The 24396-nt window shown below is 58.3% G+C and carries 22 protein-coding genes and 2 pseudogenes; 21 read left to right on the plus strand and 3 right to left on the minus strand.

Going from position 1 to position 24396, the window contains the following annotated elements; translation table 11 throughout:
* Positions 1–49: 49 nt before the first annotated feature.
* Positions 50–273: pseudogene (locus ACR0KL_RS06580) on the minus strand (hypothetical protein); the annotation flags it as partial.
* 583 nt (positions 274–856) lie between these two features.
* Here ACR0KL_RS06580 and napF point away from each other — a divergent pair.
* The 14 genes and pseudogenes from napF (at position 857) to ACR0KL_RS06650 (ending at position 13282) form a co-directional block, all read left to right on the plus strand.
* Positions 857–1369 carry a ferredoxin-type protein NapF gene (gene napF / locus ACR0KL_RS06585; protein WP_480776798.1) on the plus strand — a complete coding sequence of 171 codons (513 nt, stop codon included), beginning with the start codon at positions 857–859 and terminating at the stop codon, positions 1367–1369.
* On the plus strand, positions 1366–1638 hold the full coding sequence (locus ACR0KL_RS06590) for a chaperone NapD (protein WP_170641165.1): 273 nt from the start codon (positions 1366–1368) through the stop codon (positions 1636–1638). The genes napF and ACR0KL_RS06590 overlap by 4 nt, the downstream gene beginning before the upstream one ends.
* Positions 1639–1655: 17 nt before the next feature.
* Entirely contained in the window at positions 1656–4148 is a 2493-nt protein-coding gene (gene napA, locus ACR0KL_RS06595; protein WP_170679792.1) for a nitrate reductase catalytic subunit NapA, read from the plus strand.
* 27 nt (positions 4149–4175) lie between these two features.
* Positions 4176–4994 carry a ferredoxin-type protein NapG gene (napG, locus tag ACR0KL_RS06600; RefSeq protein WP_480776799.1) on the plus strand — a complete coding sequence of 273 codons (819 nt, stop codon included), beginning with the start codon at positions 4176–4178 and terminating at the stop codon, positions 4992–4994.
* The gene (gene napH / locus ACR0KL_RS06605; protein WP_170679790.1) at positions 4991–5908 is read left to right on the plus strand and encodes a quinol dehydrogenase ferredoxin subunit NapH; all 918 of its coding nucleotides are present in this window, start codon (positions 4991–4993) and stop codon (positions 5906–5908) included. The genes napG and napH overlap by 4 nt, the downstream gene beginning before the upstream one ends.
* 12 nt (positions 5909–5920) lie before the next feature.
* On the plus strand, positions 5921–6358 hold the full coding sequence (locus ACR0KL_RS06610) for a nitrate reductase cytochrome c-type subunit (protein WP_170376987.1): 438 nt from the start codon (positions 5921–5923) through the stop codon (positions 6356–6358).
* Between the two features lie 29 nt (positions 6359–6387).
* Positions 6388–7080 carry a NapC/NirT family cytochrome c gene (locus ACR0KL_RS06615; RefSeq protein WP_170679789.1) on the plus strand — a complete coding sequence of 231 codons (693 nt, stop codon included), beginning with the start codon at positions 6388–6390 and terminating at the stop codon, positions 7078–7080.
* Positions 7081–7093: 13 nt separating this feature from the next.
* Complete coding sequence (locus ACR0KL_RS06620) at positions 7094–7357, plus strand: hypothetical protein (protein ID WP_170472389.1); 264 nt, start codon at positions 7094–7096, stop codon at positions 7355–7357.
* Between the two features lie 63 nt (positions 7358–7420).
* Positions 7421–7689 (plus strand): annotated as a pseudogene (locus tag ACR0KL_RS06625) (transposase); the annotation flags it as partial.
* A gap of 371 nt (positions 7690–8060) precedes the next feature.
* Positions 8061–9011, plus strand: coding sequence for a LysR family transcriptional regulator (locus ACR0KL_RS06630; protein ID WP_170679787.1), 951 nt, complete (start codon positions 8061–8063; stop codon positions 9009–9011).
* A 113-nt stretch (positions 9012–9124) separates the two neighbouring features.
* Entirely contained in the window at positions 9125–10114 is a 990-nt protein-coding gene (locus tag ACR0KL_RS06635) for a pyridoxal-phosphate dependent enzyme (protein WP_170679785.1), read from the plus strand.
* A 93-nt stretch (positions 10115–10207) separates the two neighbouring features.
* Positions 10208–11161, plus strand: coding sequence for an ornithine cyclodeaminase family protein (locus tag ACR0KL_RS06640; RefSeq protein ID WP_480776800.1), 954 nt, complete (start codon positions 10208–10210; stop codon positions 11159–11161).
* 22 nt (positions 11162–11183) lie between these two features.
* Positions 11184–12311, plus strand: coding sequence for an aminotransferase (locus ACR0KL_RS06645; RefSeq protein ID WP_480776801.1), 1128 nt, complete (start codon positions 11184–11186; stop codon positions 12309–12311).
* 11 nt (positions 12312–12322) lie between these two features.
* Complete coding sequence (locus ACR0KL_RS06650) at positions 12323–13282, plus strand: Rossmann-fold NAD(P)-binding domain-containing protein (protein ID WP_170679778.1); 960 nt, start codon at positions 12323–12325, stop codon at positions 13280–13282.
* A 5-nt stretch (positions 13283–13287) separates the two neighbouring features.
* On the opposite strand, the gene ACR0KL_RS06655 is transcribed toward ACR0KL_RS06650, so the two are convergent.
* Both ACR0KL_RS06655 and ACR0KL_RS06660 read right to left on the minus strand, forming a co-directional pair.
* Positions 13288–14391 (minus strand): enolase C-terminal domain-like protein, encoded by a 1104-nt coding sequence (locus ACR0KL_RS06655; RefSeq protein WP_170679776.1) that lies wholly within the window; start codon positions 14389–14391, stop codon positions 13288–13290.
* A gap of 66 nt (positions 14392–14457) precedes the next feature.
* The gene (locus tag ACR0KL_RS06660; RefSeq protein ID WP_170679774.1) at positions 14458–16935 is read right to left on the minus strand and encodes an FAD-dependent oxidoreductase; all 2478 of its coding nucleotides are present in this window, start codon (positions 16933–16935) and stop codon (positions 14458–14460) included.
* Between the two features lie 134 nt (positions 16936–17069).
* Between ACR0KL_RS06660 and ACR0KL_RS06665 the strand changes: the two genes are divergently transcribed.
* The 7 genes from ACR0KL_RS06665 to ACR0KL_RS06695 all read left to right on the plus strand — a co-directional run bounded on the left by ACR0KL_RS06665 (position 17070) and on the right by ACR0KL_RS06695 (position 24392).
* Entirely contained in the window at positions 17070–18167 is a 1098-nt protein-coding gene (locus tag ACR0KL_RS06665; protein WP_170679771.1) for an aromatic ring-hydroxylating oxygenase subunit alpha, read from the plus strand.
* A gap of 168 nt (positions 18168–18335) precedes the next feature.
* Positions 18336–18716 carry a carboxymuconolactone decarboxylase family protein gene (locus ACR0KL_RS06670; protein WP_170376962.1) on the plus strand — a complete coding sequence of 127 codons (381 nt, stop codon included), beginning with the start codon at positions 18336–18338 and terminating at the stop codon, positions 18714–18716.
* Positions 18713–19012 carry a hypothetical protein gene (locus ACR0KL_RS06675; RefSeq protein WP_480776802.1) on the plus strand — a complete coding sequence of 100 codons (300 nt, stop codon included), beginning with the start codon at positions 18713–18715 and terminating at the stop codon, positions 19010–19012. Before ACR0KL_RS06670 ends, ACR0KL_RS06675 begins: the two co-directional genes overlap by 4 nt.
* Positions 19013–19046: 34 nt before the next feature.
* Entirely contained in the window at positions 19047–20042 is a 996-nt protein-coding gene (locus tag ACR0KL_RS06680) for an ABC transporter substrate-binding protein (RefSeq protein WP_170376958.1), read from the plus strand.
* Positions 20043–20111: 69 nt separating this feature from the next.
* Positions 20112–20918 carry a taurine ABC transporter ATP-binding protein gene (locus tag ACR0KL_RS06685; RefSeq protein ID WP_170376956.1) on the plus strand — a complete coding sequence of 269 codons (807 nt, stop codon included), beginning with the start codon at positions 20112–20114 and terminating at the stop codon, positions 20916–20918.
* Positions 20915–22180, plus strand: coding sequence for an ABC transporter permease (locus ACR0KL_RS06690; RefSeq protein ID WP_170376954.1), 1266 nt, complete (start codon positions 20915–20917; stop codon positions 22178–22180). The genes ACR0KL_RS06685 and ACR0KL_RS06690 overlap by 4 nt, the downstream gene beginning before the upstream one ends.
* 202 nt (positions 22181–22382) lie before the next feature.
* A complete protein-coding gene (locus tag ACR0KL_RS06695) occupies positions 22383–24392 on the plus strand; it encodes an adenylate/guanylate cyclase domain-containing protein (RefSeq protein WP_480776803.1) in 2010 nt (669 codons plus the stop codon).
* The last annotated feature ends 4 nt before the right edge of the window (positions 24393–24396 follow it).

The raw sequence follows: 24396 nt of genomic DNA on the forward strand, positions 1-24396 counted from the left end.
AGGGATGTGCGACAGCCGGTCATGCGGCAGGGTGGCGCATGGTTTTGGTAGTCATGGATCCGATGGTCTGATCGGCCGGGATTTGATCAATCAACTTCGGCAACATGGGGGCATCCATTGACCCGCAGGTACATCCGCAGGATGCTACCGAGAGGAGGCCACATTGCTCATCGTGACCTCCACCGCCCTCACTTCAAGCGTTTCCTCGTAGACCCCTATAGGTATATTGCGCCAGATGCGGCGCTTTGTGCCGCCATGCTCGCGCCTGCTCCAACGCTTAAAAACTGACAAAAGACCAATCGGCGGCTGCTACGAGTGTTCGGTAGTTTGCAAGCAGCGGGTCTTTTCGCCTAGCTTCTTACCTATGCACAAATTTTGCTAGAAATCTTGTGAATTCCCCAGGCAGCCGAAACGCATCATAGCTGTGAGTGGCAGGTGTTTTCTGCATGTTTTTCTTATCGCTCAGCCAACTCAATTTTTCAATTCTCCTTGCTTCACCCAGAAACCGAGAGGTTCAATATTTTGACCGCAGAGGCCGGTATCAACTTTGAATTGTGAAAAGAAAACCAAGGCGGGGTTTTGAAAATACACACTTGGCTCAATGTGCCGTTGCGGACTTTCAAACAATCTGAACAGAGGCGTCTATCGAAGAGACTCGATGATTGGCCCGGATTGAGATGCATCGGTGAAAAACGGGGGTAGGAACAAATTCTCTTCTTCTTATGCGTGAAATGTGCAAAGTTTTAAGAACGATCAAGAATTAATCAAATTGAACATGACATAGGTCAATTTTTGGCCTGCGACAGTTCGATAAAGAGTTTGGTAAGTCTCGAGATCAACAGCGGACCGCAAGCCTATGAATAAGCTAGCCAGCCGCCGTGCCTTTCTGCGTGGCGCTCCGCTGCGCGAAGACCGGACAGCAATCATTCCGCCCGGCGCGGATCAGGACCACTTTTTTGAGTTGTGCGTCCAGTGCAATGATTGCGTCTCGGCTTGCCCCGAACACATCATCACCTTTGATCAGCAGGGCTGGCCTGTTGTCAGCCTTGATGCCTCACCCTGCACGTTCTGCGGCGCCTGCGCTGAGGCCTGTACGACCGGTGCTTTGAAACCCGAAAACCTGAGTGATTGGCCGTGGCGGGCCCATGTCACAGCAGGATGTCTTTCGATGAATGGCGTGACCTGCCGTGTGTGTCAGGACGCCTGCGACAGCAACGCGATTGGGTTCAAACTGTTGCTTGGGGGACGGTCGGAGCCCGCCGTTGACCAACAAGCCTGTACCGGTTGCGGCGCCTGCGCCAGCGCGTGTCCAGCAAATACAATCCGATTTAAGCGCCACGAAACACTCCCCCAGGAGAGCTTGCAATGAACATCTGCGGATGCCTTGTCCATGTCGCTCCCGACGTCGCGCAAACCGCCCAGGAGGCGATGCTAGGGTTTGACGGTGTCGAAATCCATGCCACTGCCGAAGATGGCCGTGTTGTCGTCGTGGTCGAGGACACGCCCGAAAAGTTGGCCTCCGAGACGATCATGGATCTGCACCAGATCCCGGGCGTGATCTCTCTGACCCTGACCTATCACCATTTCGAAGACCTCGCGGAGACACGTCCGCATCTTAACGCTTCCTGCCAGACCTGAAACCGGAGACCCATGCTATGACCATCTCTGAATCCCGCCGGACCTTCCTGAAATCAACTGCTGCCGCCGCGACCGCTTCGGCGGCTGGTCTTCCGCTGGCCACAGGCACAGCGCAGGCGCAAGTCGGCACGTCTGACATTCGTTGGGACAAGGCGGCGTGCCGGTTCTGCGGCACGGGTTGCTCGGTTCTGGTCGGCACCAAGGAAGGTCGTGTGGTGGCCACCCAGGGTGACCCGGACGCGCCTGTGAACCGGGGCCTGAACTGTATCAAAGGCTATTTCCTGTCCAAGATCATGTACGGCAAGGACCGTCTGACCACGCCCTTGCTGCGCAAGACCAATGGCGAATACGACAAGAACGGTGAATTCGAGCCGGTGAGTTGGGACGAAGCCTTCGACGTCATGGCCGCCAAGTGGAAAGAGGCACTTGCCAAGAAGGGTCCAACCAGCGTTGGCATGTTCGGCTCTGGCCAGTGGACCGTCTGGGAAGGCTATGCGGCTGCCAAGATGATGAAGGCCGGGTTCCGCTCGAACAACATCGACCCCAACGCGCGGCATTGCATGGCATCGGCCGTTGTAGGCTTTATGCGGACCTTCGGCATTGATGAGCCGATGGGTTGCTATGACGACTTTGAGCACGCGGACACTTTCGTGCTGTGGGGGTCGAACATGGCGGAGATGCACCCGATCCTGTGGTCGCGCCTGACCGATACGCGTCTGACCAAACCGGGTTCCGAGGTGCATGTGCTGTCCACTTTCGAACATCGCTCGTTCGAGCTGGCCGACAATGGGATGGTGTTCGCACCTCAGACCGATCTGGCGATCCTGAACTATATCGCCAATTACATCATCCAGAACGACGCGGTGAACGAAGACTTCGTCAAAAACCACGTCAACATCACCAAAACCGTCACCGATATCGGTTATGGCCTGCGCGACAACCATCCACTGCAGGAAGCGGCCGAGAACCCAAATGGCGGCAAGATGGAACCGATCAGCTTTGAGGAATATGCCGAGGCGGTTTCGAAATACACGCTGGAATACACGTCCGAGCTGTCGGGTGTGCCCGCCGACCAGCTGGAGCGTCTGGCCCAGCAATATGCCGACCCCAACCGTAAGGTCATGAGCCTGTGGACCATGGGCTTCAACCAGCACACACGCGGGTCGTGGGTGAATTCACTGATGTATAACGTGCACCTGCTGGTCGGGAAGATTTCCGAACCGGGCAACTCGCCGTTCTCGCTGACCGGTCAGCCGTCGGCCTGTGGCACCGCACGGGAGGTTGGCACCTTTGCCCACCGTCTGCCCGCCGACATGGTGGTTACGAACGACAAACACCGTGAGATTTGCGAGACCGCATGGAACATTCCTGCTGGCACCATCCCGGACAAACCCGGATTCCACGCTGTTCTACAGCACCGCAAGCTGAAGGATGGTGACCTGAACGCCTATTGGGTGCAGTGCAACAACAACATGCAGGCCGCGCCCAATATCAATGAGGAAGGCTTTCCCGGCTATCGCAACCCGGAAAACTTCATCACCGTGTCCGATCCTTATCCGACGGTTACAGCCGTGTCTGCCGACCTGATCCTTCCCACCGCCATGTGGGTCGAAAAGGAAGGCGCTTATGGCAACGCCGAGCGCCGCACCCAGTTCTGGCGGCAACAGGTGCAAGCGCCGGGTGAGGCGAAATCGGACCTCTGGCAGCTTATGGAATTCTCGAAACGCTTCTCCGTCGAAGAGGTTTGGGGCGAAGAGCTGCTAGCCACCATGCCCGAGCATCGCGGCAAGACTATGTATGACGTGCTCTATGCCAACGGCAAGATCGACCAGTTCCCGCTGTCCGAGACCGCTGAAGGGTTCCACAACGACGATGCGGAACACTTCGGTTACTATGTCCAGAAAGGCCTGTTCGAGGAGTATGCCGATTTCGGGCGTGGCCATGCGCACGATCTGGCACCGTTCGAAATGTACCACGAGGCGCGCGGTATGCGCTGGCCGGTCGTGGACGGCAAGGAAACGCTCTATCGCTTCCGCGAAGGCTATGACCCCTACGTGCCCGAAGGCGCGGGCGTGAAGTTCTATGGCAAGCCCGATGGCAAGGCTAGCATCATCTTTGCGCCCTACGAACCCGCCGCCGAAGAGCCCGATGAAGAATTTGATCTGTGGCTGTCCACGGGCCGCGTGCTGGAGCACTGGCACTCGGGCTCGATGACCCGCCGGGTGCCTGAACTACACCGCGCCTATCCGAACGCGGTTGTCTACATGCACCCGCAGGATGCCGAAGATCGGGGTCTGCGCCGTGGGCAAGAGATCGTTCTGTCCACCCGCCGCGGTGAGGTCACAAGCCGGGTCGAGACCCGCGGGCGCAACAAGGTGCCGCGCGGTCTCGTTTTCATGCCCTGGTTCGATGAGCATCAGCTGACCAACAAGTTGACGCTGGACGCAACCTGCCCGCTTTCGAAAGAGACTGACTTCAAGAAATGCGCCTGCAAGGTCGAGCGCGCTTAACCGGGAAGGATCGCAAAGGTTGTCCCCATGTCCCTGACCGGTACTCCTCTCTCGCCGCAACGGCGCCGATTCCTGCAGGATTCCGCGCGCGCGGCAGGTGGCTGTGTGGTCGCCGGGTCGTTGCTGGCCTGGTTGGCCCGCGACGCCCGCGCATTGCCGGCGGAAGCCTTGCGCCCACCCGGCGCATTGTCGGAGAAAGAGTTCCTGTCAGCCTGTATCCGCTGCGGGCTCTGCGTGCGGGACTGTCCTTACGATACCCTGAAACTAGCGGAACTTGGGGTCGATGCCGTTGCAACCGGCACGCCCTATTTCACCGCCCGCGATGTGCCGTGCGAGATGTGCGATGACATCCCCTGCGTCGCCGTTTGCCCCACCGGCGCGCTGGACCCGGGCTTGGACAATATCGACGACGCCAAAATGGGCGTTGCGGTTCTGGTCGATCAGGAAAACTGCCTGAACTTCCTCGGTCTGCGCTGCGATGTCTGTTACCGCGTCTGCCCCGTTATTGACGACGCAATCACGCTGGAAACCGCACACAACGCGCGTTCAGGCCACCATGCGATGTTCATTCCCACCGTCCATGCCGACCGCTGCACCGGCTGCGGTATGTGCGAGAAAAGCTGTGTTCTACCCGAAGCTGCGATCAAAATACTGCCCGCCCGATTGGCGCGCGGCAGCAGCGCGGACCACTATCGAAAGGGCTGGGAAGAAAAAGAAAGCCACGGCGGTCCGCTTGTGGACGGATTGATCGACCTACCCGACCGCCTGCCAGGGCCTGGCACAGACAATCTGGCCGCGCCGGGCGGCTTTGCGCCCTCCTATAACCTACCGGGGGCAGGCCAATGAGCGCTCACACTCATGTTCCGGTTGGTCAGGAAGCTATTGAGGCCAAAGGCTGGGTCGGTGCGCACAAGTTCCTGCTGCTGCGTCGGACAAGCCAACTGTTCTTTTTGGCGTTGTTTCTGCTGGGGCCATGGTTCGGTCTCTGGATCGTGCAGGGAACGTTGGCGGGGTCGCTGACCCTTGGCATTCTGCCCCTGACCGATCCGTTTGTGCTGCTGCAAAGCTTTGTGGCCGGGCATTGGCCGGAACTGACCGCCTTGATCGGCGGAATCATTGTTCTGGTCGCCTATGCGCTGATCGGCGGGCGCGTCTATTGTTCGTGGGTCTGTCCGATCAACCCGGTGACTGATGCCGCCAACTGGTTGCACCGCAAGCTGGACTTGCCTAAAGGCTGGCAACCCAAACGCACCACCCGTCTGTGGATACTGGCGACGGTCCTGATCGTCTCGGGCTTGACTGGCGTCATTGCGTGGGAGTTGGTCAATCCGATCACCATGCTGCATCGCGGACTGATTTTCGGCGCGGGCTTTGTCTGGGCGCTGATCGCTGCGATCTTCATTTTTGATCTGGTCGTCGCCCGTCACGGTTGGTGTGGCCATATCTGTCCCGTCGGCGCCTTCTATGGCCTGATCGGTAGTAAAAGCCTGCTGCGTGTCAGCGCCGCCAACCGGACCGCTTGCAATGATTGCATGGATTGCTACGCCGTCTGCCCGGAGAACCAGGTCATCTCGCCAGCGCTGAAAGGCAAACCGGACGCGACGCCGCTGATCCTGTCCCCCGATTGCTCGAATTGCGGCCGCTGCATCGATGTATGTGCGGTGGATGTCCTCAAGTTTACTCACCGGTTCGACGATCAGGTCGTCGCGCCTTTCGATCCTGTTCCCGCGTCCGATGCGGGCACGGCCAGACCAATCTAAGGGAGTGCACAGATGAACAAGCCAATCCTGACAGGCGTCGCCGCCCTGATCCCAGTCGTACTCCTCAGCGGGTTCGCCCTTGCGCAATCCGCACAAGTTGAGACCCTGCGAGGCGGCGAAGTGGATGAAACGGTCCCGCTGGATCAAGTCCACAAAACGATGGAAGGTCGTATTGTACGGAACTACCGGCAGCAGCCGCCGCTGATCCCACATTCTATCGAACAATACCAGATCGACACGCGGACCAACCAGTGCCTGTCCTGCCATGACTGGACAGTTGCGGGCGAACGCAACGCGCCCACCTTGTCGATGACCCACTATCTCGATCGCGACGGCAATGAGTTGGATCACATCGCAGGGACCCGGTATTTCTGCAATCAGTGCCACGTGCCGCAGGTAAATGCGCCTACCTTGGTCGATAACTTGTTTGAACCATCCCACAGCAACTAATCCAACGTATGACTGAAAGGAGCACCAAGATGGCAGACTCTCCTGAAAAACGCGGCTGGATCGGTCGCTTGTGGAACGCGTTCTGGACACCGGCTGTTTTGTTCAGTTCGGGTTTTTTGATCTTGGCCGGTTTTCTTGGGGGTATCCTGTTCTGGGGTGGCTTTCACTGGACGCTTGAACTGACCAATACCGAAGAATTCTGCGTTTCCTGCCATACGATGGAAACCAATCTGGGCGAATACCGCGAAACGATTCACTATAACAACCATTCGGGCGTGCGCGCGATCTGTTCGGATTGTCACGTGCCGGATGAGTGGAACCACAAGATCAAAGCCAAGATCATGGCCGTGAAAGATGTCTATCACGAACTCGCAGGCACAATCAGCACCCAAGAGAAATACGAGGATCACCGTCTGGCAATGGCCTCGGCCGTTTGGAAGAAGATGAAGGAATCCGACAGCCGCGAATGCCGGAACTGTCACAACTTCGACTATATGGACTTTACCTTGCAGGAAACACGCGCCGCTAGCGAGCACCAGCGTGCGATTGACACCGGAATGACATGTATCGACTGCCACCAGGGCATCGCTCACAGCCTGCCGCCGGGATATCTTGAGACCTATCAGGACATAGCCGAAGCGGTTGACGGCAAACCGCTGCACAAACAAGCGGCGGTGTCTGGCAATGACATCCAGTCCTTCCTCAACACCAGCGCCGATTAACAAGGGGTCAGAGATGTTAGATATACTTGGGACAATCGGTGGAAACATCCTCAGCCTGCCCGGCATTCTTGGGCTGGCGTTGGGGATGATGACCAGACAAATATGGCTGGGCGCGGCGCTGGGCGGGCTTGTCGGCGTGTTTGAAACACTGGTCTTTGCCGGTTTTCAATTTGCGCAAATCGAAGCTCTTGAGCTCGTGATTGCTATACTGGTTGGCGTGTGTGCGGGCGGTCTAGGGAGCCTTATCCGAATAAAAGGAACGCAAGTCAGACCATAGAGTCAGGATGCATTGATTTTCGATGCGCTGCATCATGCACGTCTTGGAACACGGAGCGATGGCATGAGCGATCTGATCCGGCGGAGCGACGAGCAGATGGCCAAGCTTTCCCATTTCTTCCCGAAGTCGCACGGCAGGCCACGGGTCGATGATGGAGATGATGGACAAGTGCTGAGCGAGATTTTCTTCATCAATCGTAGTGGAACACGATAGCGAGCCGCGCACGAGGTCTACGGTCCGCACAAGACGCTCTACAGTCGATGGAAACGTAGGAGCGAGGAAAGCACTTTTCCCAAATGATGGTCGACCCAGCTGTCGAACATGGCGAGGAATAAACCATGGTGATCCCCTTTCGGGACATCACTGCGCGATGCACTGCCAAGCAGTGATGTAAGATCATGTTTGGTAGGTTCAGGGATTGGATGCGCGTGGCGACACGTTATGATCGCCGCCAAAGTCTTCCTTTGTACAATCGCCCTCGCAGCGACAATCATTTTTAGGATTTGCATCCTGACCCTAGGTGTTGGGTCACAGGTTGTGATGCTGGACCTTGCGCCCTGTACTTAAAGTGGAAGGCCCCCTTGCGGCTCTTGGGGTTTTGGCGTTTCAGCTATTCCGGGTTCCACACGCTCTGAGAGTTGCACCTCTTGTTCGTCCTAACTTAAAGATAGTGGCGAAACCGGATCAGCGACGGGCGGATCAATTGAAAGACAAGACCAAAAACTTGCGCACGGCTGATCAGGGCGGAACGTCCGATGTTCAACTGCGTTTGCAAGATGCGGACATGAAGCTTTTGCAGGTATTTGCCCATGTCGTCGAGGCCGGAGGGCTATCCCCCGCGCAATATGGGCTGAACATGAGCTTGTCTGCCGTCAGCGCCGCAATCTCGAACCTGGAAACGCGGCTGGGCTTTCGCCTGTGTGACCGCGGACGCGGTGGGTTTCAGCTGACCGAAGGGGGGCTTCTTGTGTATCAGGAACTCCGCTCGCTCAGCGTTGCGATCGGGTCCTTCAACAAGTCGGTTCAAGCCTATACGAGCGACATGCAGGGTCAATTCAACATCGCGATGGACGATGCGATTCTGACCAATCTCTCGTGTCCGATCTACAAGGTGATCCAGAGGTTTGCCGCGCAAGCGCCGGAGATTTCGCTGAACATCGCCATAATGAGCGCCCCTCAGATGGAGCGCGCCTTGCTGAACAATGAACTCAACATTGCCATCGGGCCATTTCAGGAATTGTCCCCCTCGCTTCGCGCCGAAACAGTCTATGTCGAACAACAGCTGTTGTGCTGCGGGCGGTTGAACCCGATTTATGATCTGCATGACCCCGACGAAATCGAAAAGGCAGTGACCAAAGCGCAGTATTCCAAACGCAGCTTTGATGATCGCGACAGGCATCAGGCGCTTGGGCCTTTTACCTGCACCGCAACAGCGGCCACGATGGAGGCGATGCTAGCGATGGTCCTTAGCGGCCTTTACCTCGGCTACCTTCCCCGCCACGCCTGCGCGCCATGGATTGAGCGAGGTGAGCTGAAATCAGTTCTACCGCAGGTCTTTGCCTATGACACCGATATTCAGTTGGTCTCCCGCAAGGCCCACGGGGATAAACGTGTCGATTTGTTCCTGACAGCGCTGGCTGAAACTCAAAGCTGAGCGCCGTCACTTTTGCACCGCCATAAGTTCACTTCAGAAAAAATGGATTTTCTCGCGCCCGGTTTCTGACATGGTGTCCCGATGGCATCGAACGCAACGGCAGGACCCCTGACATGACGACCCCCGACAGCTATGTCTCGCTGCAAGAGATCATGAGCACCGCGCAGCGGATCGCGCCCATCGTGCGCAAGACACCCCTGGCGTTTTCTGAGGCCCTATCGGAGCGCGCAGGTTTTGAAATCTGGCTGAAGCTGGAGAACCTGCAAACCACAGGCAGCTTCAAACTGAGGGGGGCCTCAAACCGTATTCTGCAACTGACCGCCGAGGAACGCGCGCGCGGGATCATTGCTGTGTCCAGCGGCAATCACGGCAGGGCCGTGGCCTATCTGTCCAAACGTCTGGGGATCACGGCTCGTGTGGTTGTCTGCTCGCTTTGTCCGGAAAACAAGCGTCAGGCGATGCGCGACCTCGGGGCCGAGGTGATCGTGCATGGCGACACTCAGGACGAGGCGCAAGATCACGCGGATCGGCTGATGGAGCAGCACGGCTATACCTGGGCCGATCCGTTTGACGATCTGAACGTTATCGCGGGGCAAAGCACGATCGCGCTAGAAGCGCTGACCGACTTGCCCGATGCGGACATGATCATCGCGCCCTTGTCCGGGGGCGGTCTTTTGTCTGGCATTGCGCTGGCCACCAAGTCGATTTCACCCAATATCTCCGTTGTCGGGTCGTCGATGGAGGTCGAACCGGGCATGGTGCGCAGTCTTGAGGCGGGCAAACCGGTCCATGTCGAGGAATTCCCAAGCCTTGCCAGCAGCATCACGGGGGCAATCGGCCTGCGCAATCGCTATACCTTTCCGATCATTCGCGATTTCATGGATCGCGCCGTTCTGATCCCCGAGGACGCGCTGGTGCCTGAAATGGCCCGGTTTGCCGATAGCGAAGGCATGATTGTCGAGGGCGGTTCGATCACCTCGGTGATCGCAGCGCTCAGCCCTGAGGTGCGCGAGATGGCCCCCAAACGCGCCATCGTCGTCATCAGTGGCCGCAACATCGGCCTGCCGACGTTTCTGTCGGTGATCAAGGACGCAGGGGTCTGATCCCCACGTGGATGAAAGGGCATTCCCTGCCCGCGTCCCTCCCGCTAAGACACATCGGGGATTGCCCCGCACCGAAAGACCAAGGACTCCGTCATGACCGACACCTCAAAATCCGCAATCGTGCTGAACGCCTCAGACGTTGCCGCGCTTTTGCCCTCAGTTGACGCGCTGGCCGCGATGCGCGCGCTGTTTACCGAGCTTGGGCGCGGGCAAGCCGTGCAACCGTCACAAACCCTGACGCTGTTCCCCGAAGACAAGGGCGATTTCATCACCTATCTGGGGGCAAGCACCGGGGCCGATCTGTTTGGTGCCAAACTCTCGCCTTATCTGGTGCGCCCCGGCAAGCCCGTGATCACGGCATGGACAGTGCTCATGTCGATGGAAACCGGCCAACCCCTGATGCTGTGCGACTCCGGTGAGTTGACGACCGAACGCACCGCGGCCACGACCGCTTTGGCCGTCGACCACCTCGCCCGTCCTGAGGCAACGGTTCTGTCGATCATCGGCTCTGGCAAGGTGGCGCAAGCACATCTGAAACATGTGCTGGCCCTGCGCGACTGGAGCGTTATTCGCGTCTATTCCCCCAACCTTGCGCAAAACGCTGAACTGGCAACGCAGTGGCAGGCGACAGATAGCCGCGTCCAACTGGCCGACAGCGCGGAAGCCGCCGGTCAGGGCGCGGATGTCGTCATGCTCTGCACCTCGTCCGGTACGCCCGTGTTCGACACTGCGTCAGTGGCCGATGGAACATTGGTCAGTTCGATCAGCACCAATGTCGCCAACGCGCATGAGGTCGACCCGGCCTTCCTGACCACGGCCGAGGTCTATTGCGACTATCGCGCCACTACGCCCGGTTCGGCCGGAGAAATGAAAGTGGCGGCCGAGGCCGGTTGGCAACCCGACAACGTTCGTGGTGATCTGGCCGAATTGCAGGTTGAGGCCTGCGAGACGCCGTCAGGTGACAAACCGGTCTTCTTCCGCTCAATCGGGTTGGGGCTAGAGGACATCTTCATGGCCCGCGCCGTCTATGACGCGGCTTCGGCGTAACTGAAAGCAGGAGGAAAGACCCATGGACATCAAACCTTTCGGCGTCGAAATGTGGATGAATGAGTTCGAGACGAAATGCGACCTCAACCTCGCGGAAACCTGCGTGGAATCCATCACTCTGGGTGAGTTGTTCGAGATGGCCGGGCAGCATAACAGCATCCTGAACGACCTGTCAGCGATGAAGATGACCTATGGCGCGATCGAAGGCTCGGACCGGTTGCGCGATGCGATTTGCAGCCTGTACGAAAACCAGACACGCGAAAACATCCTGACCACGCATGGCACCATCGGGGCGAACTCGCTGGTGCATCAGACCCTCGTGGCGCGCGGGGATCACGTGATTTCGGTGATCCCGACCTATCAGCAGCACTACTCGATCCCCGAAAGCATTGGGGCCGAGATCGAGTTACTGCACCTGAAGCCCGAAAACGCGTTCCTGCCCGATCTGGATGAATTGCGCGCCATGGTCCGCCCCGACACGCGCCTGATCGCGATCAACAACCCGAACAACCCGACGGGCGCGTTGATGGACCGCGAAATGCTGGAACAGATCGTCGAGATCGCGCGCAGCGTCGGTGCGTGGCTGCTGTGTGATGAGGTCTATCGCGGTACCGATCAGACAGGGGATGGCTTCACGGCGGCAGTCGCTGATCTTTACGAAAAGGGGATCAGCACGGCGGGGATGTCCAAGGCTTATTCTCTGGCCGGTCTGCGCGTTGGCTGGATCGCGGGACCCAAGGACATGCTGCATGACGTGATGATCCACCGCGATTACAACACTATCTCGGTCGGTCAGGTCGATGAGCTACTGGCCGCTATGGCACTGGAAAATCGCGACAACATTCTGGATCGCGCGCAGCGGATAACCCGTGAAAACCTGCAGATCGTCGAAGACTGGATCGCGCAAGAGCCTCTGATCACGTGGGTCAAGCCGAAATCCGGCACCACGGCCTTGCTGAAATACGACCTGCCCATGTCCTCGCGTGAACTGTGCGTGACTTTGCTGAAAGAAGACGGCGTGATGCTGACCCCCGGCAGCGCCATGGATATGGAGGGCTGGCTGCGTCTGGGCTACACAAATCCCACAGCGGATCTGAAAGCGGGTCTGGACAAACTCTCGGGCTTTCTGGCCCGCCACAGCGCCGCCTAAGAGGGGCATAGATGATCCAGCTGGACAAGGCGCAGATTCAGGATCGGTTCGTTTTTTCAAAGGCCGTCGATGCGATCCGCGCGGCCTATGTTGCCGTCGCACAGGGACGGGTTCAGACCCCGCCAGTCACTTATCTGGGCTTCCCCGAGGCCGCCGGGGATTGCCACGTCAAATCCGGCCATATCGAGGGTGACGATACCTTCGTCATCAAGATCGCAACCGGGTTTTACGACAATCCCTCCATAGGCTTGCCCAGCTCGAACGGCATGAACATTGTCTTTTCGGCTAAAACTGGCGCGCCGGTGGCCTTTTTGCAGGACGAAGGCTGGCTGACCGATATCCGCACCGGTATCGGCGGGGCATTGGCGACGCAGGCGCTTGCGGTTGAGGGGTTTGAGCGAGTGCTAATTGTCGGCACCGGCTTGCAGGCGCGCCATCAGGCAAAGTGTCTGCAACAGTTAATCCCGGATCGACCTCTGTCGTTCCTGATCTGGGGGCGGTGCCCGGACAAGGCCAAGGCGGCAGCCGATGACCTGACCGCAATGGGGCTAAAGGCTGAACGGGTTGATGATCTGCCCTCGGCCAGCAAGACGGCGCAGGTCATCATCACGACAACACCCTCTCAGAGCTTTTTGATCGCAAACGACTGGGTGCAACCGGGCACGCATATCTCGGCCATCGGAGCGGACTGCCCCGGCAAACAGGAGCTTGAGGCTGATCTGATCGCACGCGCCGATCTGCTGGTTTGCGACTCACCCGAGCAATGTCTGGATCACGGAGAGTTCCAAACCCTTGCCAAGACCGGCCACCTGACCGAGGCCGATGTCACCACACTCGGGAACATTCTGTCCGGCGCTCATCTTGGCAGGCAATCGACTGATCAGATCACTATCGCGGATCTGACCGGGCTGGCGGCTCAGGACATTGCGATCTCAAGCGCGTTGCAAATAGAAACCGGGCAACTGTCCTAGCCAGCTTAGTCAAGGATGGCAACGGGCTGACCCAAGACTTCGGTGTCGGGGGTCACCCCAAGCCCAACACCTTCGGGTGGGGCAATGCGGCCATTTTCGCGAACGGGCCCATCCGGCGCAAGGCGGGGGCCGACATAGTGGCTGAGGTCACAGGTATTCATGATCCCGCGCGCCGGGGTCGAGGCCGCCAGATGCAACAGCGCAGCCGTAGTGATATCGCTGCCCCAGGTATCCTCGATACACATCTGCGTGCCCAGGGTCAGACACAGATCGCGGATCTGACGCATCGCGGACAGGCCGCTCATCTTGGACAGTTTCAACGCAACGGCCTGCATGCAACCCAACTGATGCGCCTGAAGGACCGAGGCGATATCCAAGGCGTTCTCGTCGATCTTCATCGGCAGACCGGTTGAGCGCTGCACGTGGGCGCATTCTTCCAGCGTCGCGCAGGGTTGCTCCAGCATCACATCCAGATGGGCCGCCGCACGCCCCACGCGGATCGCTGTCAACGCATCGCTGCCGCAGTTCCAATCGCCATAGACCAGCGGGCCGGGGCCGACGGCCTCACGCACTTTGGCCAGGCGTTCGACATCCGTTTGCCAGTCTGCATCTGCGCCCAGCTTGACCTGAAACTGGCGCATTCCTTTGTCAAAAGCGTCTCGCGCCATCCCGGCCATTTCATGCGGGGCAACGCAGGTGATCGAATGATAGAGCGGCATATCTTTGACCTGACGCCCGCCCAACAGTTTGTACAAGGGCAGACTTGCCACCTGCGCCGTCAGATCCCAAAGCGCCGTATCGATGGCCGATTTCGCATAGTCGTGGCCCGGAAGGTATGCGTTCAGTTTCTCCACCAAAGCCTCGGGTCCAACAGGATCGGCCCCGATCAAGACCGGGGCCAACTCGGTCACGGCCGGAACGACACCCTTGGCATAGGCCGGCAGATAATGAGGGATCGGGCAGACCTCCCCCCAGCCCTGCAAGCCTGTATCCGTATCAAGCCGCAGAACCACGGATGTCGTTGTATCGCAGGTTTTCCCATCCGCCATGTAGTAGGTTTCATGGCTGGTCAGAGGGACTTCCCAAACGGCAATGCGGGTGATCTTCAACTTAGACTTCCTTTTGGCGCAGAACTTGTTGAAGGGGCAGAAACGCGCGCCCTGCCCCCTTCGTATTTATGCCGGAACTGCGGCCGGAGCATCCGTTCTGGGACGCTCGGACTTCGGATCATAAGCCGCTTCGCCAAGGATACGCCCCTTGCGTGGGCAGCCGGCGATCACGACCTCGACCTCAGTGCCGGGGACATTCACATGCGGCTTGACGAAGGCAAAGGCGAGGATCTTGCCGACGCTATGACCATAAGCAACCGAAGCGGTCGCGCCCACGACCTCGCCGCCGATGCGGATTGCCTCACCCCCATGACCATCTTCGATGCCGTCTGGCTCGATTTCCAGATAGGCGCAGATCCAAGGCATTTGCCCGGCTTGGGCCTGTTCGGCGCTGGCGCGGGTGGCTTCAACCCCCAGATACTCTTTGTCCAGCTTGAAGAATCGGCTCACATTCGCCTCGGGCAAAGTGACCTCATTTGTCAGTTCTCCAGCGCCAGGGAAGGCTTTTTCCATCCGCAGACTGTTCATCGCGAACGAGCCGTAGTTCTCGATCCCGAATGCCTCTCCTGCGGCCCAAAGCGCGTTGTAGACGTCAACGCAAGCCTCATCCGGCATGTGGAATTCCCAGCCTAGTTCACCCGCATAGGACATTCGGAAGGCCCAGACCCTGTGCCCCGCGATGGTGATTTTCTGCGCCGACAGCCACCGGAAACCGGCATTGGACAGGTCGGCATCGGTGCATTTGGCCAGCACCTCGCGGGATTTTGGCCCGTTCAGGGACAAAGCCGACCAATCTTCGGAGAGCGTTTTGACGGAGACGGTCTCTCCCGCGAGGTTCTGGTTCAGGTGATCCACAAGGCGTTGCTCGAAGAACGCGGCGCAGACCAGATAGTAGCGATCTTCGGCCATGCGCACGATCGTGGTTTCAAGCTCAATCCGCCCTCTGCGGTTCAAGAAGTGCGTCAGCGTGATCGAACCGTCTTTCTGAGGCATCTTGTTCGCGGTCAGGCGATCCAGCAGCGCATGGGCATCCGGCCCCGAGACCTCAACCTTGGTGAAGGCGGTCACGTCCATGATCCCTACGCGCTCACGCACGGCCTGGCATTCCAGCGCAACCATCTTGAATACTTCGTTGCGGCGGAACGAGTAGTGGTCGCGCTGTTCCACGCCATTACGGGCAAACCAACGGGGACGTTCGTGGCCGAAAACCTCTTCGTAAACCGCACCTTTTTCCTTGAGGATCTCATATAGCGGAGACGGTTTGATCGGACGTCCCTCAAGACGGTTGAAATGCGGAAAGGGGATCTCGTGGCGCAGCTTGTAGTCTTCATGCGCCTTGACGACCTGCCAATCTTTCTTGGCGTAGCTGCCAAAGCGGCGCGGGTCATAGTCGCGCATGTTGATATCGGCGGCCCCGTGAACCATCCATTTCGCCAGTTCGCGGGTCAAACCCGGACCCCAGCCGATGCCGATCTGCGTGCCGCAGCAGCACCAGTAGTTCTTGACGCCCGGCGCCGGACCAACCATCGGGTTGCCATCGGGCGGGTGGCTGATTGCACCGTGCACTTCGCGGGTGATGCCCAACTCGGCAAAGATCGGCATCCGTTCCAGCGAGTTCTCCAACCACGGCATAACGCGGTCATAGTCGGCCTCAAAAAGCCAGTTCTCGTACTCCCATGGGCATTCATCGTGCCAGACAGAGTTCGAGTTCTCTTTCTCGTAGATCCCGATCAGGCCCTTCTTCTGCTCCATCCGGATATAGCCCGAGACCATCTTGTCATCGCGGATCACCGGCAGTTCCGTGTCCAGATCCTGAAATTCGGGCACATTCTCGGTGACAAAATAGTGGTGCGTCATCGAGGTCATGGGCAGTTGAAGATCCGACCATTCCCCCATTTGCCGCGCATAGGTGCCGCCTGCGTTGACCACATGTTCGCAGGTGATCGTGCCCTGTTCGGTCTCGACCACCCATTCGCCTGCATCGTTCTGCGTTATGTTGGTCGCGCGGCAGTGGCGGAAGATCTTCACGCCTTTCTGCCGCGCACCCGCCGCCATCGCCATAGTCACGTTCGAAGGGTCAACATGGCCATCATCGGGCGTATACAGCGCGCCTAGGACTCCATCGAGATTGTAGAACGGGTGCTTTTCGGCAATAAACTCGGGCCCCACCAGCTCAATATTGAAGCCAAGGGCGCGACCGACGGACAGTGTGTGGCGCAGCCAGTCCATCTCATCCTCGGTATAGGCCAGCCGGAACGAGCCGCAACCATGCCACGTGACGGCCTGTCCGGTCTCTTCTTCCAACGTTTTCGAATAGAGGCCGATATTGTAGTCGACCATCTTACCCAGCCCATAGGAGCTTGTGGAATGAGTGATCTGACCTGCCGCGTGCCAGGTCGAGCCGCTGGTCAGCTCGGCCTTTTCCAGGAGGATGGTCTCCTCTCCCCATCCTTCGTGGCCAAGGTGATAGGCTAGGCCACAGCCCATGACCCCGCCGCCAACAATGACGACCTTTGCGCGTTCGGGCAGTTCTTTCTTGGACATCGCAGGATTCCTGTTCCAGAGTCGCAGATTTCTGTGGATTTGATAATCAAACAAATGTACCACGGTCAACACATAACGACACAAATGAACGCTACCCAAGGCAAGCCCCTCGGTTTCCAAGTTGAGGATCTATCATGACCAAGCCGCTCACCCACTCGCTCGAGGCCCGCTACTACACCGATCCCGCCGTCTTCGAAGATGAGATGAACGGGCTGCTGGCGCGGACATGGCAATTCGCAGGACATGCGGCCGATATCCCGAATGTGGGCGACTATTTTGCCTTTCAGATTGCTGGTCAGAACTTGTTTGCCATTCGCGGCAGGGATGAGGTGGTGCGCACTTTCTACAACGTGTGTCAGCACCGCGCGCATGAGATGGTGACCGGAACCGGCAACACTCGGGTCGTGGTCTGCCCCTATCACCAATGGACGTATGAGCTGACGGGCGGGCTGCGCGCAGGGCCCAACATCAAGTCGGTCCCGGGCTTTGAACGGGAGAAAATCTGTCTGACCGAAGTTCGGACCGAGATTTTTCTCGGCTTCATCTTCGTCAATCTCGACAAAGATGCCGCCCCGATGGACGACTGGTATCCCGGCGTGCGCAAAGAAATTGCGGAATTCGTTCCGCAAATTGATGACCTCGCGCCGTTGGAATGGGTCGAGATTCCAGAGAATTGTAATTGGAAGGTCTCGGTCGAAAATTACTCGGAATGCTATCACTGTCCATCGAACCACCCGACCTTTGCCGAGGGCGTGGTGAAGCCGGAAACCTATGACATCCGGCCAGACAAGCAAGGCGGCTACGTGCTGCGCCACACCACCGAGTGTCAGGCGCTGGACAAGATGACCTATCCGATCGACCTGTCGGTGCCCCATGCCGGAGACTATCAATCGTGGTTCCTGTGGCCCATGTTCTCATTCCAGTGTTATCCGGGGAATGTGCTGAACACCTATCACTGGCGGGCCGAAACCGTGGACACATGCACCGTCTGGCGGGGCTGGTATACGGAAGGCGGCCATGAAAGCGATGTGATCCGAGGACTAGCCGTACAGGATCGCGAGACCACCGTGGCCGAGGATATTCGCTTGGTCGAATCCGTGTATCGCGGCCTCAAGTCCAAGGGCTATGTGCCCGGCCCACTGGTTCTGGACCCCAAATGCGGCGTTATGAGCGAACATTCCATCGCCCGGCTGCAACAATGGATGCGGGACGGCGTAGACAAACCCGCCTGACCTTAAACTCTTTTGGATTCCGTACGGTAGAACCTGCCACTGTGCAGGTTGACGTGCGACTCATTGCTTTTGAATTTGGATATAAAGGCAAGTCCCATCTGGCAGGAGACCCGTCTGCCGGATTGGCTGACCAATAGTCAACGGGTCGCATAATCACGAGGAAGACCTATGGATGACACCCTGTTCGAAACCGGGCTGAAGCAACGAAAATCGACCCTGGGCGCAGAATATGTGGAAAAGAACCTTGCGGCGGCCGATGACTTTACTCGCCCGTTTCAGGAGGCCATGACTGCCTGGTGCTGGGGCTTTGGCTGGGGCGACGACACAATTGACGCCAAAACGCGCTCGATGATGAACCTCGCCATGCTGGGTGCGTTGGGCAAAATGCACGAATGGGAAATCCACTGCAACGGCGCCCTGAACAATGGCGTCACCAAGGAGGAAATCCAGTCGATCATTCACGTGGTTGGAATCTATTGCGGTGTTCCTCAATCGCTTGAATGCTTCCGCGTCGCGCGCAAGGTGTTGGAGGAACGGGATCTACTATGACGCCCGCTTTGAAACAGCGATCAGAGGTGTCGATTCTCTCCACTGGCACCAGCGCAATCACGCTCGACCAGACGTCTTTGGCGCAACCGCGCACGGGGGCGGTTCAACATGAGACCATGTTGAAAACAAACAGCAATTCCCGGCAGAGCCGCCAAATGGATTTTGCGCGCCTGCGCGCCCAATTTCTCAGCTCTGCCCCCGGTTTATACAGCGCCGCAGCACAATTTGTTTCGCTGTTTCACCATCTTGGGTCTATTGTCTCAGGTATCGGTCAGACAAAAAGTCGGGCCATATAAAAAATGATCATCACAACAGGGAGAACATAAACCAATGATCAAAAAGTATCTGCTCTCAACGGCCTGCGCCGGTCTTGCCGCGTTCTCGGCATCACAAGCAGCGGCCGCGGATGAAATCACCGTCGCCTATTTCCTGGAATGGCCAATGCCGTTCCAATACGCCAAGGCCAACGGCACCTATGAAGAAGAGATGGGCGTCAAGATCAACTGGGTGTCCTTCGACACCGGGACTGCGATGTCGGCTGCTATGGCATCCGGTGACGTTCAGATCGCTGTAAGCCAAGGCGTTCCGCCCTTCGTTGTGGCCACATCAGCTGGTCAGGACCTGCAGGCCGTCGATGTTGCGGTTAGCTATTCGGACAATGACAACTGCGTCGTGGCCGAAGCGCTGGAAATCGACAAAACCAACGCCGGAGAGTTGAACGGCAAGAAAGTCGGTGTGCCGATCGGCACGGCCGCGCACTATGGGTTCCTGTCGCAGATGGCCCATTTCGGTGTGGATACCAGCTCGCTCGAGATCGTCGACATGGCACCCGCCGACGGCGCGGCAGCCTTTGCTCAGGGTAACCTGGACATGGTCTGCGGCTGGGGTGGCGCTCTGCGTCGTATGACTGAACATGGCAACGTATTGCTGACCGGAGCTGAGAAGGAAGAGCTTGGCATTCTGGTGTTCGACGTCACAAGCGCACCAACCGCGTTCATCGAGGAAGAGCCGGAACTGCTGTCCAAGTTCCTCAAAGTGACTGCTGACGCAAACGCGCAGTGGAACGCAGGTGAATCCAAAGACGAGATGCTGGCCGTGATCGCAAAGGATGCAGGTATGGACCTGGCCGATGCCGAGGCAACCATCGCGACCTTCACCTTCCCCTCCGCCGAAGAGCAGCTGTCTGACAAATGGCTGGGTGGTGGCGCGCATGAGTTCATGGGCGGCGTTGCCAATGTCTTTGTGGATGCGGGCAGCATCGACTCGGCGCTGGACTCCTATGAGGGCGCTGTAAACAGCGCGCCGCTGGCGGCCGCGTCCAACTAATACAACATACATATTCCGGGGGCCGGTCATCCGGCTGGCCTTCGGAAACAACTGCAGGAAGGAAACGGAATGCCTGAACTGGACATCATTGATTTGTCCATGCGCTTTGACTTGCCCAACGGTACCTCGGTGCAAGCCCTTCAGGACGTCACGCTCAGCCTAAAAGAAGGTGAGTTGGTCTCGGTCCTCGGGCCCTCGGGATGCGGCAAGACAACGTTGCTGAACATCGTCGCGGGCTTCCTTGCGCCCACCTCGGGCCGGGTCGAGCTAAATGGCCACGTGGTCGAAGGGCCAGACGCGGAACGCGGCATGGTGTTTCAGAAAGGCGCCTTGTTCGAATGGATGAACGTGCGCGAAAACGTGGAATTCGGCCCGCGCATGAAGGGCATGCCCAAGGAAGAGCGCGACAAGATCTCGGACCATCTTCTTGAGGTCGTCGGCCTTCAGGACTTCAAGGAAAAGGCCGTCTATGAGCTGTCGGGCGGTATGCAGCAGCGCGTGGCCCTGGCACGGTGTCTGGCGAATGAGCCTGACGTCATCCTGATGGATGAACCTTTGGGCGCGTTGGACGCGCTAACCCGGGAAAAGATGCAGGGGCTGGTCCTGAAACTCTGGAAAGAGACGGGCAAGACCATCATCCTGATCACCCACTCGGTCGAGGAGGCCCTGTTGCTAGGCGAGCGCCTGATCGTGATGGCCCCGCGTCCGGGGCGAATTCACAAGGAATACAATCTGCCTTTCGCGGAACGCGGCGTGAACGCCGACCTTCGCGATGTCAAAAAGTCCGAAGGTTTCGCCGAAACCCGAGATGAAATCCTATCGATGATCTGGGAAATGGAAGAAGAAATCATGGGCCGGACGGAGCAAGCATCATGATCGTACTTCTGTTTTATATCGGCCTGTTCGGCGGCGCGTTTTTGATCGTTCACCTGCTGCGCAAGGGCCTGCAAAGCCGTCAGGACTTTACCAGCCTGAAAACCGTGACCTTTGGCGATGAAAGCGCTGTGCGCGCGGATCGCGCAGCCTCGATCATCTCGATTCTGGTTATCTTCGTAATCTGGGCGGCATTCACAGGATCGAAACTGATCCCGCTACATGTTCCGGGGCCGTTTGTGGGGGAAACCCAATTCACCTACACGGTCGAGAATGCAGACGGCACGACTGATGACGCCACCGTCTTCATCCGCGTCCCACCCTTCGGAGAAGACGCCGAAGATTTCGAGGTTGATCCCGGTACGGGCTTCGCCAAAGACGATGCATTTGCTGCCCCAACCGGGCGGTCCTCGACCATCTTGTTTGACAAGAACGACGACGCCAAACGCGCAGATGGCGCAAAGATCATCGCGATCAATGGCAATCCGATCGGTCCTGACGCAAAAGTCAATGTTGGCGACGGCACTGTATCGCTGACCGGTAAGGGCGCCATCAGCTTTACGCCAGCACAGGGTTTGCAAATGAACCCAATCTGGCTGCCTGCGCCTGAAACGGTCGTTGCGCGTTTCTTCGAGATCGCCAATGAAGGCTATCAGAACTTCTCGCTCTGGCAGCATCTGGGTTGGTCGTTGCTGCGGGTCATCGCAGGCTTCATCGCAGGGGCCATCGTGGGCATTCCGCTAGGCTATGCGATGGGCTTGTCGGGCTGGTTCCGCGGTTGGTTCGACCCGATTGTCGAGTTCATGCGACCCGTCCCTCCGCTGGCGCTGATCCCGCTGGTCATCATCTGGTTCGGAATCTGGGAGACCGGCAAGATCGTTCTGCTGTTCCTTGCTGCCCTTTGGATCATGACCATTGCGGCCCGTGCGGGGGTTTCGGGGGTGAACATCTCCAAGATCCACGCGGCCTATTCGCTGGGTGCATCCAAATGGCAGATCATGCGTCATGTGATCGTCCCGAACTCTCTGCCCGAGATATTCACGGGTGCGCGAGTTGCGATGGGAGTCTGCTGGGGCACCGTTGTTGCGGCGGAACTGGTCGCAGCGCAGAAAGGGGCTGGTATGATGATCATCGCGGCTTCGAAATTCCAGCTGACCGACATCGTGATCATGGGCATCGTCCTGATTGGCATCATCGGCTACGGCATCGATATCCTGATGCGCAAAGCCGAGAACGTGCTAGTTCCATGGAAAGGTCGTAGCTGACCTAAAATACCAAAAACACCGGCAGATTGACCCGCTCGTCGATCTGCCGGTTTTTCTGTCCAAGCGTTTCTCTCGCCAACTACACAAGTTAGAGCGCAGATTGAAACCAACTGGCAACTGACGGTTGCAGCCCCTAGACTTGACCTAGAACCTGACTGTCCGCATTGCAGCGCCAGTCGCTATAGGCCGCCGTGGAGCTTCAATGCGTGTCACCGTTGGGATCGCTGTGTCAATGCTCGTCGCTTTGTCCATCGGCGTGTCAACCTTCATCGTGCATTCTCTGTGGTGGACAACGGCGCGGGACAACAGTCAGATGCTGGCCGCCGAGATCAACAGCCAGATCTCGAACACGGTCCGGATTGAGGTTGGCCTGACCCTCAGATCCGCCGAGGCTGCCTGGGCCGCAGTCCGGACGATCTTCATTCAAAACGTGATCGAGACACGTCAGGCCGACAAACGCGAATTTGTGTTTCTGTCTCAGCTGCAATCTCAACCAAATATCTCGTGGATCACCTTCGGCTGGCCCGATGGTAATTTCTTTGCGGCCCACCGGCTGGGGGATAGCGGGCTTGAGATGATCGAGATCGACGAGAACATTCACGACAGGAAGCTGCGCAGAGACCGCTATATCTTCATCCCTGGCGACATCCAGTTCGAAGAACGCAGCTTTGCCGAAACAGATTACGACCCGCGCGAACACCCCTGGTATGACAACTTCATCGACCGCGACACGCCAGATTGGATCGAAGTGCGCGATCTGCCAAACAGCGACAAGACGGTGTTTGCATATTCCGGCCCAATCGATGTACGTCGCCAACGGCAAGGCGTGCTGTCGGTTGCCATTGATACCGACCGCCTTTCCCGCTTTCTGGGCTCCCTGCGCCCCGGTGAGTTCGGTGCGGCCTTTATCCTCAGCGCCGATGGCAAGGTCATTGCCGTGCCCGATCCCAACGCGGACGAAATCACCCCCGCCCGCATGGGTGAGGGAGAGCTTTACGAAGTGGCGAAACTCTCGGGACAGAAACTGCTGACCGACGCAGACGGGGTCGTTGCGGGCACCCTGACGAAACGGATCGTCTACGACGACGTGGCTTATGCGGTCGCTTTGACACCGCTGGGTTTTTACGGTTGGCGTGTGGCGACGGTTATCCCGGAATCGGCCTTTCTGTCCGGGATCGACCGGACGCTGGTCAATCTGGTCTACATCCTGCTGGGCGTGGTGGCCTTGGCGACCATCGCCGCAATCTGGCTGGTGCGCCGGGTCGTTGCCAACCCGCTGTCACGCGTCGCTGAAGACCTCAGCCGGATTGAGCGGTTCGATGTCGAGCAGGTCTCACGTCGTCCCTCGCGTTTGGTCGAGCTTGAGAACCTCTCGGCTGCGACGGCGAGCATGGCGGCCGGGCTGTCGGCCTTTCGGAAATACGTGCCGACCGATCTGGTGAAAATGCTGGTCGCCGCAGGTGTAAAATCGCAACCCGGTGGCGAGACTAAGCAGATCTCGGTTCTGTTCTGCGATGTGTCTGGCTTCACCGGTCTGGCCGAGAAACACGGCCCAAAGGTCGTGGAACTGATGGAGCCGTTCTTCAATGCGGCCTCTTCAACGATTGAACGCCATGACGGGACGCTCGACAAGTTCATCGGCGACGCGGTGATGGCCTTCTGGGGTGCGCCAAGGCAGAATCCGAACCATGCAGAACACGCCTGCCGCGCGGCTTTGGAACTGGTGGAAGACATTGAAAACTCATCAGCCCTGCAAAGCCAGTCGGAAGAGGCTCTACATGTTCGGATCGGGTTGAACAGCGGTGAAGCGCTGGTTGGCAATATCGGGTCCGAGCATCGCCTGAACTACACCGCCATTGGCGACGTTGTGAACGTGGCCAGCCGGTTGGAGGGTGTTAACAAGACATACGGCACCGCGATCCTGATCGGCCCCGAAACCCGGCGCGAAGCGGGCGACGCGATCATTGCCCGTGAATTGGACACGATGGAGATCGCGGGCCGCACCGAGGAATTGGTCGTGTTTGAACTGATCGCAATGGCCGGCGACACGCCTGAACCGCCAGCTTGGATCGCGGCCTATGAATCTGGCCTGACCCATTTCCGGGCCGGGCGTTTTGCCCAGGCCATCGACGCGTTCAAATCTGCCGACACTCTACGCGGTGGCGACCCGGCATCAGTGGTGATGATCGAACGGGCGCAGGCCGCACTTTGACAGA

This window comes from Ruegeria sp. C8 (assembly GCF_056537565.1).